The 13,895-nt window shown below is 43.7% G+C and carries 12 protein-coding genes; 2 read left to right on the forward strand and 10 right to left on the reverse strand.

Going from position 1 to position 13,895, the window contains the following annotated elements; translation table 11 throughout:
- Positions 1-29: 29 nt before the first annotated feature.
- The 4 genes from BQ7394_RS12810 to BQ7394_RS25805 all read right to left on the reverse strand — a co-directional run bounded on the left by BQ7394_RS12810 (position 30) and on the right by BQ7394_RS25805 (position 4,439).
- On the reverse strand, positions 30-986 hold the full coding sequence (locus BQ7394_RS12810) for a hypothetical protein (protein ID WP_075557794.1): 957 nt from the start codon (positions 984-986) through the stop codon (positions 30-32).
- A gap of 35 nt (positions 987-1,021) precedes the next feature.
- A complete protein-coding gene (locus tag BQ7394_RS12815; RefSeq protein ID WP_075557795.1) occupies positions 1,022-1,567 on the reverse strand; it encodes a ferredoxin domain-containing protein in 546 nt (181 codons plus the stop codon).
- 35 nt (positions 1,568-1,602) lie between these two features.
- Positions 1,603-3,723 (reverse strand): KamA family radical SAM protein, encoded by a 2,121-nt coding sequence (locus BQ7394_RS12820; protein WP_075560011.1) that lies wholly within the window; start codon positions 3,721-3,723, stop codon positions 1,603-1,605.
- A gap of 566 nt (positions 3,724-4,289) precedes the next feature.
- Positions 4,290-4,439, reverse strand: coding sequence for a hypothetical protein (locus BQ7394_RS25805; RefSeq protein WP_154674742.1), 150 nt, complete (start codon positions 4,437-4,439; stop codon positions 4,290-4,292).
- Positions 4,440-4,902: 463 nt separating this feature from the next.
- On the opposite strand from BQ7394_RS25805, the gene BQ7394_RS12825 reads away from it, so the two are divergent.
- Positions 4,903-5,589, forward strand: coding sequence for a response regulator transcription factor (locus BQ7394_RS12825; protein ID WP_075557796.1), 687 nt, complete (start codon positions 4,903-4,905; stop codon positions 5,587-5,589).
- Between the two features lie 17 nt (positions 5,590-5,606).
- Positions 5,607-7,376, forward strand: coding sequence for a sensor histidine kinase (locus BQ7394_RS12830; protein ID WP_075557797.1), 1,770 nt, complete (start codon positions 5,607-5,609; stop codon positions 7,374-7,376).
- A gap of 142 nt (positions 7,377-7,518) precedes the next feature.
- Here BQ7394_RS12830 and BQ7394_RS12835 read toward each other — a convergent pair whose 3' ends face one another.
- The 6 genes from BQ7394_RS12835 to BQ7394_RS12860 form a co-directional block, all read right to left on the reverse strand.
- A complete protein-coding gene (locus tag BQ7394_RS12835) occupies positions 7,519-7,701 on the reverse strand; it encodes a hypothetical protein (protein WP_075557798.1) in 183 nt (60 codons plus the stop codon).
- 75 nt (positions 7,702-7,776) lie between these two features.
- Entirely contained in the window at positions 7,777-8,478 is a 702-nt protein-coding gene (pgl, locus tag BQ7394_RS12840; protein WP_075557799.1) for a 6-phosphogluconolactonase, read from the reverse strand.
- 22 nt (positions 8,479-8,500) lie between these two features.
- The gene (gene zwf / locus BQ7394_RS12845; protein ID WP_075557800.1) at positions 8,501-9,970 is read right to left on the reverse strand and encodes a glucose-6-phosphate dehydrogenase; all 1,470 of its coding nucleotides are present in this window, start codon (positions 9,968-9,970) and stop codon (positions 8,501-8,503) included.
- An 18-nt stretch (positions 9,971-9,988) separates the two neighbouring features.
- Positions 9,989-11,443: a decarboxylating NADP(+)-dependent phosphogluconate dehydrogenase gene (gene gnd / locus BQ7394_RS12850; RefSeq protein ID WP_075557801.1), complete on the reverse strand. Its 1,455-nt coding sequence runs from the start codon at positions 11,441-11,443 to the stop codon at positions 9,989-9,991.
- Between the two features lie 29 nt (positions 11,444-11,472).
- Positions 11,473-12,849, reverse strand: a complete 1,377-nt coding sequence (locus tag BQ7394_RS12855; RefSeq protein WP_075557802.1) for an FAD-dependent oxidoreductase — start codon at positions 12,847-12,849, stop codon at positions 11,473-11,475.
- A 196-nt stretch (positions 12,850-13,045) separates the two neighbouring features.
- Entirely contained in the window at positions 13,046-13,891 is an 846-nt protein-coding gene (locus BQ7394_RS12860) for an AraC family transcriptional regulator (protein ID WP_075557803.1), read from the reverse strand.
- Between the last annotated feature and the right edge of the window lie 4 nt (positions 13,892-13,895).

A 13,895-nucleotide genomic window follows, 5' to 3' on the forward strand; every position in this document is an offset into this window, starting at 1 on the left:
TTTAAGATTTGGCGTAAAGATAGGAAAAGTTAGCCAAATAAGTCGAGTGTAAGTTGTTTCTTCTCCGCCTCCAGCTTGCGCAGATGACGCTTGCCCTGTGGGGTAACGATTTCAAGTTTATCGAAACGGGTACGAATCACGGTAGTCACCGTATAGCTGACATTGATCGTTTCACCCAATTCACTTAACTTACGTGCAATCTCCAATACGCAGTCGATACACATACCGCTGGTGAAAGAGATCTTTTCATCGAACATCTGTTTCTTGAATTCTTCGTCGCACATATAAAAGTCGATCGTCTCGCCTCCTTTATTATAGATACCCTTCCAACGATAACGGCTATCTTTCAATACAGGCGAAATAATTTCTATCGTCGCTTTATTATCTTTGATGGTAGGCAGATCGTCCGAACGCAGGATAAAGTAATCGAACTGCTCACGTTTTACTTCCAGCGAACCGGAACGGCTGCCGTTATTTGCATTCAATTCGCGTACATTTATCTTTGTCACCTTGGGATATCCCTTCAACGCTTCATAAAAATTGGATTTACACTTACTGAACTTAGGCCATGAGGACAGTAACTCTATAAGTTCATGAGGGATTCGGGCACCCGGATCTTTCAATTTGAGCGAACGTTTCAGGAGTAATATTTCTTTTTGCATATTCTCTTCATCGGCATTCGTCCGGTCGGCAATGGGTTGTCCCCCTACCGACAAGGTCGGACGTGACAGAACCTGCATCAATATATTCAATACAATGGAAATAGCACGCGGACTTTCGCCAGCTATCGGCCATACGACCCGATATCCACCTGCCAGTGGAACAGGTTCGCAATGGGCAGTCATCTTCACATCCAGCATATCAGCCAATACACGGATCATGGAAAGTATTTCTTTCTCACAACGGTGTTTGATCATCGCGTCCATATAGCTGGACTTATCGTTAAAAGAATAACGAAGTTCAAGTTTGTTTTCAAACTTTATCATAGAATAATCTTGTTATTTGTCCAAAATCCAGCTAATTACTTCACAGGTTGTTCTTTAGGCTTACGATCAAAGAACGGATTTTTTGAAGAGGCACTGACCGGGATAGCCATCACACATTTACTGTCTTCACCGAGCCATCCCAAACGCTGTGCAGCCAGGCCGGCACTAAACATGACACGCGTATCCAAACGCAGGTCGGAAGCCGTAGCACAAGCTGATCCGATTGCAATACCCAAATCTACGGAATTAATAGCACACGGAACTTCTGCCGGTTTCTCTACACAAGTATCATATCCGCAATGTGCACAATTCAGTCCTTGTACCTGCTGACGCGTGCCGAGTATCACAACAGCCTCGGCGCTCAGGATGTTATCCGCATCACGTAAGAAAAACTTTAATCCTGTCTCAGCGGCAACCTTCAACATCTCTTCAGACAGATGCCGGATATCATCACCCGTTACCATTGCAATCTCTATAATGTCAACACCTTTCCCTTTCGGAGCCGTCCGGGCAGCCGTCATCATCTGACGGACAACAGCTAACACATGTTCGTGTCGTATCTCTCTTTCGTTTTGTATCATTTCTTTATTGGTTTAGCAGGAACAAAGATACACTTTTACTCGTTTTCAAGTTCAAGATTTGTCATCTTTTCTGTGATCGCAAAAGGATAACCGGGATATTCATATAAACTGAAACGTGGTTCCGTGACACCTTCGCAATAATTCCAGATACTACGGTATTCTTTCACATCCTCTCCCAATTCTTCCAACTGCCGAAGATAGGCCGCAACCGATTTATTCTCGACAATAAATACCTCTCCCATCTGATGAATGATCGGGCTGTGCCGACGACCGGTATCATGGTCGAACTTCAGGATACGCTTGCCTTCTGCCGTAAATCCTACCGTTTTAAATGTCATGCTTTTTCCGATTGCCGGCAAATTCAATACACTCCGGTCGGTTGCTGCAAATAATAAATGATTGTCTCTAAGGAAACCTATCAACTTTTTGCCCAACGGACGCTTATTCGTTACTATATTATCCAGTTCCTCCAGTTTATCTTCTGGAATGTGACCGAATGCCTTCTCTTCGTATTGTTCCTGCAACGAACGGCTATTAGGTGTAAACACGGCATAATTTTCGTTAAAGCCTTTCACGGAGAAGGTATAATAACAAATGATCCCTACCGAATTCAAAGTCTGGCGTAACTTAGCCGTATGCCCCCGCCGGGATGCAGCTACCGTATAAACCAACTGGTTGGTAATGACCCATCCGGCATCAAGGATCGCTTGTATGGCTCGTTTAGCCTCGGGAGTTACTTCTAAAGGAGACTGGAAATGGGTCTGGATAATAAACTGGGAAACACCAACCGTAGAAGCTTTGTCTTTAAACTCTTTTAGAATGGCTACCAGTTCGTCCGTTATACGCAACGGAAGATAAGCGAGCAAACGCGATCCCAAACGTACACGTTGCAACTCAGCATATTTTTCACCTTCCGGACGTTCTTCATTGGCTTTCCGTTTACGAACTGCCATTTTATATACGGCTTCCAATATCTTGCGTAGTGTTGCATTCTGACTCATCAGCGCATCTCCCCCGGTAATCAGGATATCTCTTAACTGGGCATCCTCCTCAAAATAATGCATCAACCGGCGCAATTTCTTATCCCAGCTTTCTTTTGCTTTTAATGCTTCGAAATCAAAATTCAAACGTTCACTTTGAAAATCGTACATTCGCTGACAGGAAGCACATAGCCCTCCACAAGCCCGGCCCATCGAATCCGGTATCAGGATAGCAACTTCAGGATAACGACGATGGATATTATGCCCTTCGGGCAACAACCACCCGGCAGCATTGGGTTGCCCGGGTACTACTATATCCTCTTTTTCCCACGCTTTGATACTTCCGTATGTCTCCACCAGTTCTTCCGAATACAAGACATACGACCGGATTGTCTCATCATCATATCCCTCTTTTCCCGGATTAAGCAACGACAAATAGTAGGGAGTGACAAAGAACGGCATGCCTTTTTTCCGGGCATGGCTCAGCAATTGCATCATCTCCTCTGACAGGGAATCGCCCAGAAAATAATTTAGTTCCTTCGGGCTTTTGATAGCCAGCGCTAAATGAAAACGTGCCGTATTCCACCATTCCTTCACCTGATCATATTTTTCCTCCTCTGTCATTTCCGGAGTAAACTGATATCGGGACGATGGTGCATTACGACGTTCTATTTTACGGATCAGTCTTCTGATTATCCGATCTTTATTCGCTTCACGAACGGCTATCACTTCCTCATCCAACCCTGTCGGCCAACGACTCATTTGCCGTTTTACCTGCGAGCGATCAGGAACAATTTCTTCCGGATGCTCCAGTAACATAAACTGATGATACAAATCGATGAAAAGATCGGGTGATACATTATCAGTAAGTTTCCCGGTCAGTAATTGCCAGAAATAGGTAAAGGTATGTATCGACAGTTCCTCACCGGTTGAGAGTTCATCTACCGTCGTCTCATCATAATCCAATAAAAGTAAAATACGCTTCGCCACGGCATTCCCCATATTACTGCCCCCCTCACCCGTATCTAGCCGTGAAGAGACAAAAGAACGAAGAGCTTCTCTGAACAGCTCCACGCTCCGGCTCTCTTCCGCCATTGCTATCAAATGAGGAAAATCTCTGTTAAACACTTTCAGTAAATAAGAATTGTCGTACGTTAGTTCTTTTCTTTTAATCATAAACATCACTGCTTTTTAGATAGATTAGAATAATTCAAGTCTCAGAGCACTTATTCAGACAGACGGATTACATTATATAATATACAAGGATAGTTTATTCCTGAATCACAAACAACAGATGAAGAAGCTCAGACTTTTACACTTGTCTACAAATATAATATTTTTCTTTGAAAAGCAGCGAATATTTACTTTTAAAACATTCTAATTTATGATATATCAGGATCAAAATGACATTCCTTTTACTATTAAATTACACTTTCGTTTCACTTTCACCTGTTTTTGTAGAAACCAGTCATTATCATTTTTACATACATCTTGAAAAAAAGGCGATAGCGCTTGCATTTATCAAAAAGTATATATATATTTGTCACAAAGTAATATTCGAGGCTTAGGCCTCTCGTTTAAGGTTAAGGTATTGGTCATTATAAGAATTAAAAAGTCTACTTGTGAAAGTAGACTTTTTTATTTGCTAATATCCATCCAAACACCCAAACCTAAAAATTTCTCATGCTTAGAATTAAGCATCTTCACGTTCTGATACATAGACACGCACAGAAAAAGGTATTTTATCCTGTTCTACGCCCCAGTTCAAACGGAATAGTACCACCACCATTTACTGCTTGTTCAACAGTGGTTTCACTTACACTCTTTTCTGCCAGTTGATCTTCCAGAGACTTTTGAATCTGTGAAAAAATTACATCAAAATTCTTTTCCATTGTAATAAATTTAGTCTGTTAATAAAACGATTGGTATATTTTTTCAACAAGTAGCATACCTGTCTTAAAGAAATGAAGAACTCACTTGAGTGGAGAAATCACAGAGTTTAGATTTAACTTATTCGTAAATCACGTTGCAAATAAACACTAAACATCAATACAATCAAAAGATACAATAAGTTTTAAAGTGACAACAGACGCGTTGTCATATGACAATAGTAGATGTCACCTGATAACAATACACCATCTATCGGATTTGAGTTTATGAGTAAAAATCATAATCGCTCAACCCCCTTCTGAACAAGTATCTCTAGTAAATTACGTTTGAAACAAATCTCCATCTTAACAGAAATGTAACATCTATTTCATTCATCCGAAACAACAATAGCGTTCCTTTGCAGGAAAATAATTAAATTTGTAAACAATGAAATGAGTTTTTCATTTCAATTAAATAGAAAAGACTATGGACATGCCCCGAATTCTTGTTGTGGACGACGAAGAGGACTTGTGCGAAATCCTCAAATTCAATCTGGAAATAGAAGGATATGAAGTAGATACCGCTTTCAGTGCGGAAGAAGCACTCAAAAAAGACCTATCCGTATATCAACTACTACTGCTCGATGTGATGATGGGAGAAATCTCCGGATTCAAAATGGCAAGTATTTTACGGAAAGATGAAAATACAGCCAATGTTCCAATCATCTTCCTGACAGCGAAAGATACGGAAAACGATATGCTGACCGGTTTTAACCTGGGAGCAGACGACTATATTTCAAAACCGTTTTCCATCCGCCAGGTTGTCGCACGCGTTAAAGCGGTGTTACGCAGAACAGCAGAAAAAGATAAAACTACGGCTAACGAACTGCTCGAATACGAGACACTGGCCCTCGATACCAAACGCATCAAAGCGTCTGTCGATGGGAAAGAAATCCCTTTGACCAAAAAGGAGTTTGAAATATTGAAACTGTTACTGGAAAACAAAGGGAATGTATTTTCACGCGAAGAGATTCTGTCACGCATCTGGAAAGATGAAGTATACGTATTGGACCGTACCATCGATGTAAACATCACCCGGCTACGGAAAAAGATCGGCTCTTACGGAAAGAATATCGTGACCCGCCTGGGCTTCGGTTATTGTTTTGAATGCTAATACCCTTTATTTGAATTATGGTAAAAGTAGATAATATGAAGAGCAGAATACCGTTCAGTCAACGGTTGTTCTGGTCTATTTTCGTGATGTTTCTGGGATTCACGGTTTGTTTCCTGTTATTTCAATATCAACGGGAACGTGAATTCTCGCAGGAGAAGTTGAATAATGTATTAAGTAACTATAATTACCAGCTATTCCGACGTACACAGCAGCAAAGTGCCGACATAGACAAAAACGTAAAACAGTTCATTGAAGATATTCCGCAAAAAGATCTGCGGGTAACGATTATCAACCCTGAAGGAAAAGTCTTATTTGACAACAGCGGGACTGAAGAATTCAACAACCATAACGACCGTAGCGAAGTACGTAAAGCCCGTCTTTATAATGAAGGCTTTGCTATCCGTACATCCGGATCAAACGGAAGAAGATACTTTTATTCGGCCAGCAATATAGGTGGCTATATTTACCGCTCCGCATTGCCTTACGATCCGTATGTGCAAAATGCACTGTCGACCGATAAGGATTTCATCTATTTCATGATATTGATGACCCTGATCTTCTTCTTTGTACTCTCCCGCTTTACTTTTAGCATCGGCCGTACGATATCCAAACTTCGGGACTTTGCCCTGAATATAGAAAAAGACAGAATACCGGAAACCGATTACATGTTCCCGAATGATGAACTGGGCGATATATCCAGAAATATCATCACATTATACCACCGTCAACAAAAAGCAAAAGATGAGCTTTCTATGGAACGGGAGAAGCTGATCAAACATTTTCAGTACGCAAAAGAAGGATTTGCCATGTTCACGGCAGAAGGAAAAGAAATCCTCTCAAATATTCTTTTCATCCAGTTCTCAAACGTGCTTTCCGACAGCCAGATCCGTCAGGCAGAAGAAGTGATAGACATTCAGGAGTTAGAACCTATCAAAACATTCCTGAACAAAAATATCCCCAATACAAACCGTAAGCGGAAAGTATTACGCGAATCTGCCACAATCGATAAAAATGGTAAGATATTCCTTATCGAATGCATCCTGTTCCTGGATAACAGTTATGAAATCTCGATCAACGATATATCTCGTCAGGAAGAAGAAAGCAGGATGAAACGCCAGCTTACACAAAATGTAGCCCATGAGCTGAAAACCCCTGTCAGCAGTATACAAGGATATCTCGAAACCATCATCAGCAATCCGGAACTGGCAAACGACAAACGCCAGTTCTTTCTTGAGCGCTGTTACTCACAAAGTACTCGCCTGACCGGATTATTACGCGATATATCCGTATTGAACCGATTAGATGAGGCTTCTGAGCTATTCGACCTGGCAGATACGAATATTCCGAAACTGATCAATGAAATACAAAAGGAATGTTCGAAAGAAATGGAAGAGAAACATATCACCTCCGAAATCATCTTACCCGGCAATCCGACCATTTATGGAAATTACTCATTGTTATATTCCATCTTCCGGAACTTATATGATAATGCAATTGCGTATGCAGGAGAAGGATGCAAGATCACGATAAACTGCTATAAAGAAGATCCTAAATTCTATTATTTCAGCTTTGCCGATAATGGTACCGGCATTCCGGAAGAGCATATTAACCGTATTTTTGAACGCTTCTATCGTGTAGACAAAGGACGAAGCCGCAAAGTAGGTGGAACAGGTCTGGGATTATCGATCGTGAAGAATGGTGTCAACTTCCACAAAGGCCAGATTTCAGCGAAAAGTAGCCCGGGAAAGGGAGTCACTTTCTTCTTCACGCTTAAAAAAAAGCTATAAGGGAAAACAAGATAAATAGAGAAATTCCGGAAAAGGTCAGAGCAATGAACTTTTTAAAAAGGGATACATGCGTATGTAAAGGGGTACATGCGTTTGGTAAAGGGTCTGCGTCCACGTGCGTGATCTTTCCCGGAATTAAATCTTATACGACTTCGTCTTTTTCATTAAAGTCGTCAGCTTCCTGATTACCACCTTCGATGGTTTCTGTTACATCTTTAACATCTCCGGAAGTATACGTATTTCCCAACATAGAGTTGTCGGTAGACATCGCTTCATCTGTTAACTCGGCACTCTCGTCCCACAAAGTTTTCATTATTTTTGTCATAACCATTGATTTTAATTAGTTAATACAATAAATAAACAAAACTGGAAAAGGAATTGTTGCCGGAATTATCAAAAACTACAACGTAGTATACAGAATCGAATCTACCGCATGCGATAAAATATACGCAGCCGGGGTTGCATTCGCCAGCGAATAACCCTGTTTCAACTCTTCTATTGCAGCTTCCTTACCTGCACCCAAAACCGGTACAAGCAACGGTGAACCATTCAATATGATCGGACCGGTCATTGTAATACGGAACTGTCCGGTTTCAGGATGCTGGGAGACGGCGTAGTTTCGGCTATCCGTCAGCAACGGAAGGTTATCAGGGAAAATTGAAGCAGTGTGTGAATCGCCTCCTATTCCCAGAATGATACAATCGAAATAAGGGAACTGCCCGTGACGGGGTAAATATTCCTTTACGATACGCGAATAACGCATAGCCTCCGTACCGGGTTCCACCTCACCATGAATGCGATGGATATGATCCCTGGGGATCTGCAAAGGTTCAAACAGTAACCTGTTCGCATGTCCGAAGTTACTATCCGGATCAGTCGGGGCTACACAACGTTCGTCCACCCAGAAAAAGCGCAGATTGTCCCAATCTACCTTATCCTTGTATTCATCAGCCCAGAGGGCAAACATCTTCTTTGCCGTTTCCCCGCCCGAAAGAGCGAGGTTAAACGGTTTCTGATCATCTTTACGGGCCATATAATCCATCAACTGGCTGGTCAAAGCCCTCAGAGCGTCTTTACTATCTTTATAATTTTCAACTTTCATACGCAATATTCCTTTTTATTAATTAGCCGCATGAATCACAGGGAGCCCCCATGGAGTCTGCACCTAACATCATTCTTTCTATCGGTCCGTTCTGTCCCGGTTCATAGAAAAACAATCGCTTCGACCCTTCTTCTTTCCAATGATGCAAGATCGGATCGATAAAACGCCAACTAGCCTCCAATGCATCGCTACGTGCATACAAGGTAGAATCTCCCAGCATAGCATCTAATAACAAACGCTCATAGGCATCCGGCAAATGAGTCTTAGACAATGAGTCGTAACGGAACTCCATACCGACTTGCTTTACCGTAAATCCGGCACCAGGCATCTTCAGTCCGAAACGTAACGTGATGCTTTCGTCGGGCTGGATACGGATCACCAACTTATTACAGGAACTACCCGAACATTGTCCGGCAAACAATTGGTGCGGAGTCGATTTGAAATGGATAACGATCTCCGACGACTTTTCCGGCAACTTCTTCCCGGTAAAGAAATAGAACGGCACACCGCTCCACCGCCAGTTATCGATAAAAAACTTCATACCGACATACGTCTCCGTATTCGAATCGGGAGCAACGTTCTTTTCTTCCCGATATCCCTCGTACTGTCCTCGTACCACCCATTCGTTTATCTCACGGATCGTATAAGGACGGATCGAACGGAAGACCTTCACGATCTCGTCGCGAATCGACTCCGGGTCGAATACGGAAGGTGACTCCATTGCCGCAAAGGCCATCAATTGCATCAGATGGTTCTGTATCATGTCACGCAAGGCACCGGCACCATCATAATACTTACCCCGGTTCTCCACACCCAGCGTTTCTGAGGCACTGATCTCGATCGAGTCGACATAGTTCCGGTTCCACAGCGGTTCGAATATACCGTTCGAAAAGCGAAGTACCAGGATGTTCTGTACGGTCTCTTTTCCCAGATAATGGTCGATCCGGTAAATCTCCTTCTCATCGAAAATACGGCACAGATGCTGATTCAGTTGCTGTGCAGTATCCAGGCTCGTACCGAAAGGCTTCTCCACGATTACGCGGCGCCAACCGTCTTCCGAAGCGGCAACATTCATTCCATTCTCCTGAAGATATTTCGGAACCAGTTCGTACATCAACGGCGGCGTGGCAAGGTAATAGATCACCTTGTCGGGAAGATGTTCCTCCTGCTGCAAAAGATGGATACGGTCTTTCAGTTTCACATATTCGGCGGTATTGGTTGAATCGAATGCCAGGTAGAAAAGTATCTGAAGAAATTTATCCAGATCTTCACTGTTCGTTTCCTTATTACCCCGTGCTTCCAGGATATGTTTACGTTGTTCGGCACGGAACTCTTCATCCGTAAACGCGGTGCGCGCAGCACCCAGTATCGCAAAATGTTCAGGTAACATATTGCTGACGTGCAATTCAAAAAGTGCAGGAAGCAACTTGCGGCCTGTCAGGTCGCCCGATGCTCCGAAAATAACAAGTAACTGATCATTTGGTCTGTTCATCCTTACATCCTCCACTTGTTAAGCATTATAAGTCCCGGAAACGGTATTTCCACCTTCACCCGTCCAGTTGGTATGGAAGAAGAGGCCACGTTCGCGGTCGGTTCTTTCATAGGTATGGGCTCCGAAGTAATCACGCTGTGCCTGGATCAGGTTGGCAGCCGAATGCATGGTACGCAACCCGTCGAAATAACTCAAAGCAGAACTCATAGCCGGTAAAGCCACTCCACTTAAGGCTCCTTCGGCAACGACTTTACGCCAGGAAGGTAACGCTTTCTGTATTTTTGTACGGAAAAAGTCGTCGAACAACAGGTTCTCCAACTTCGGATTCTTGCGGTATGCTTCCGTTATCTTCTGCAGGAAGACGGAGCGGATGATACATCCCTTACGCCAGATCTGTGCAATAGTTCCGTAATCCAGATCCCAACCATAATGCTCGGAGGCGCGGCGTATCAAAGAGAATCCCTGGGCATACGAGATCAGTTTGGAAGCATACAAGGCCTGACGTATTTCTTCGACGAACAGGTTCTCTCCCAACTCGACAGGTTCGGGATACAAACCGGATGCTTTTTCGCGTTCAATATAAAGAGCCGACAGCAGACGGGCATATACGGCTTCCGTGATCAAAGTCAGCGGATCGCTCTCATCCATAGCAGCGATAGCACTCCACTTTCCTGTTCCCTTTTGTCCGGCCACATCCAGTATTTTATCCAGCAACGGCTTGCCGTCTTCATCACGGAAACGAAGGATATTCTTTGTGATCTCGATCAGGAAGCTATCCAGTTCCCCTTTATTCCATTCCTCGAATACGACCGACATTTCATCATTGTCGAGTCCTTTCCGGTTTTTCAACAATGAGTACGCTTCAGAGATCAATTGCATATCCCCATATTCGATACCGTTATGGACCATTTTTACAAAATGTCCGGCTCCACCGCGTCCGATCCACTGGCAGCAAGGAGTACCGTCATCCAGCTTGGCTGCAATACCTTGCAGGATATCCTTTACAATCGGCCATGCTTCGGGAGAACCTCCGGGCATTACAGAAGGACCGTGAAGCGCCCCTTCTTCTCCGCCGGAAATGCCCGAACCTATAAAGTACAGACCTTTTGCTTCCACTTCCTTCACGCGGCGTTCCGTATCGTGAAAGTCTGAGTTACCTCCGTCGATGATTACATCGCCCGGCGACATATAAGGCAATAGTTGTTCAATCATTTCGTCGACCGGTGCACCGGCCTTGATCATCATCATAATGATGCGCGGACGCTTTACAGCCTCCGTCAGTTCTTCGATCGAATGGGTGGCGATAAAATTCTTGCCTTTACCACGGCCATTCACAAAACGGTCCACTACTCCTTCCTCACCGGGAAAGTTACGATTATATACAGCAACGGTAAAACCTTTGCTTTCCATATTCAGAGCCAGGTTCTCCCCCATTACGGCGAGACCGATCAGTCCGATATCTGCTTTTTTCATGTTCTTTTCTATTTTATATTTTGTTTTTACTATTTTATCAATGCGAACAAATCGTTCAGCGATTCGCTCATCGACGGGTGTGTATAAATACTATCCCGCAAAAATGTATAATCTTTTCCGGCACGTATGGCAAGCGATACGGTGTTGATCACCTCTGTCGACTCGGCACAGAAAAGTGTACATCCCAGTATCTCGCCGGTTTCCGTATCGACGATCGCTTTCAATAGGCCGTCCGTCTGTTCGAAGGTACGTGTCCGCGGGAATGCAGCAGCCGGAATCCGCGCAATGCTTATTTTCCTTCCGGAACGCAGCGCCTCTTCCTCTCCCATCCCGATGCGTGACAGCGGTGGATCGATAAATACCGAATAGGCAACCGCCACACGGTCATCCTTCGTACGCTGTCCGTTGCCGAACAACTGGTCTTTTATCACGCGATAATCGTCCAGAGAAATATAGGTAAATTGAAGACCGCCGGTCACATCGCCCATTGCCCATATATTCGGAACATTGGTGCGCAGATGATCGTCCACAATAACGGCTCCCCGGTCGGAGATCTCTATCCCCGCAGCTTCCGGATGCAGGTCTGTGGTGTTCGGACGACGTCCGGTAGCCAGCAATACTGCGTCGGCGGGAAGTTGTACTTCGTTTCCTTCTTTCTCTTTATATGTTATAACAGCTCCGGTGTCATTGTGTTCAATCGACTGTACCAAAGCATTCAAATGAATAGTGATTCCTTTCTTTTCGAGTACCGTTTTTACCGCATCGGCAATGTCGCGGTCCTCACGGGCGATAAACTTGTCTCCGCCTTCCAATACGATCACTTCCGAACCGAAACCGGCAAACATAGATGCAAATTCCAGACCGATATAACCACCTCCGACAATCACCAGCCGGCGGGGTAGTTTATCTAATTCCATGATCGAGGTACTGGTATAGACAAACGGATTTCCTTCTATACCTTTGATGGGCGGGATGATAGTAGATGCTCCCGTATTGATAAATATCTTTTTGCCTTCCAGGAGGAGGGTTTCTTCGCCTGCTTTTACTTCTATTTCATGAGGGGAACGGAAAGAGGCGATTCCTGTATAGACAGTCACTGTGTCTTTCGAGTCGAGATTGTCGAAATTCTTTTTACGCAGCAGAGAAGTAAGTTCCCTTTTTCCGGCAATTGCCTGGCGGAACTCTTCGGCATACTGTTCGAAGGAAGATGGTTTACGGTAGGATATGACTTTCGACATATGCACCAACCTTTTCGTCGGGATACAACCGATATTGATACAGGTTCCTCCGTACATTCCGGACGAACGCTCGATAATAGCGACATTCCAGCCTCTGTTTCCCAACTCTGCGGCAAGTGTTTTACCGGCTTTACCAAACCCAATGATAATTGCATCATACTTTTTCATCCAACAATCCTCCTCTTTTTTTAGACTAAGTTATAAATAGAACAGCTGTTTTAACCTAATTGTTCGTAAAATTTTATCTATATTCTGATAATTCGTGTCTATCACCCTGCCCTAATAGCAAAGGCTGACGATACAAAAGTAAAGAATGCAGACGGTTAAAAGGATGTTCATTTTTCCTGAAAAGTTGGCGATTTGGCTATTCTTTGATGATCTTATTCTTCTTCCGGTATTCAGTCGTACTCATTCCCGTCGTATTTTTGAAGAAGCGGCTGAAAGTTGCCTGATCTTCGAATCCTAACGACAGAGCGATCTCTTTAGAACTTTTGGAAGTATAAAGCAATAAACGTTCTGCTTCGGCCTGTATCCGGTTATGGATAATGCGGATAGCCGAAGGTTGTTGGTAAGCAGCCAGTAGGTTGGCTAATGTTTTGGGAGATTTATTCAACATATCGGCATATTCCTGTACTTGCTTCTTTTCCTTGAACCAGGTGTCGACCAATACATAGAACTTACGGATCGTCTCGAACTGTACCCCGTTCTCTTGTCTCACCCCATGCCGATTTTCCGCCACACGCGTACATAATATAATAAAGCGTTTCAGCAAAACACGAAGCATCTCGTCCTGCAAATGGTCACGACTCTCGAATTCCTCGCGCATAATACCCGTCAACGTATCGATCTTGCGCCGCTCTTCGTCAGACAGGTCAAAAATCACAACATGCGAAGATCCGTGAAACAACAGGCCGTTGCACGAAACCTCATGATCGTTACCATAGATACAATAGAAATTACTATTGAACATCAATGCCAGATAGGTCCCGTCCACCCGGATAAATTCCAGATGATGCAAGTGAGACAAAGTAAGCAACTGTCCCGCATTCAATACGACAGTCTGATGGTCGACATCCAGTTCAAGCCGACCGGAAACAACCCAAATAAACTTATATAATGTTTTGTCTTTCAATAAAGCCGGGTTAGTATCCAGCGAATCCGATAAAATAACTTTTCCTTTGATCTTGCTGTTTTCAAATGATAAATTCATGGTA

It is taken from the genome of Parabacteroides timonensis (assembly GCF_900128505.1).
GTDB lineage: Bacteria > Bacteroidota > Bacteroidia > Bacteroidales > Tannerellaceae > Parabacteroides > Parabacteroides timonensis.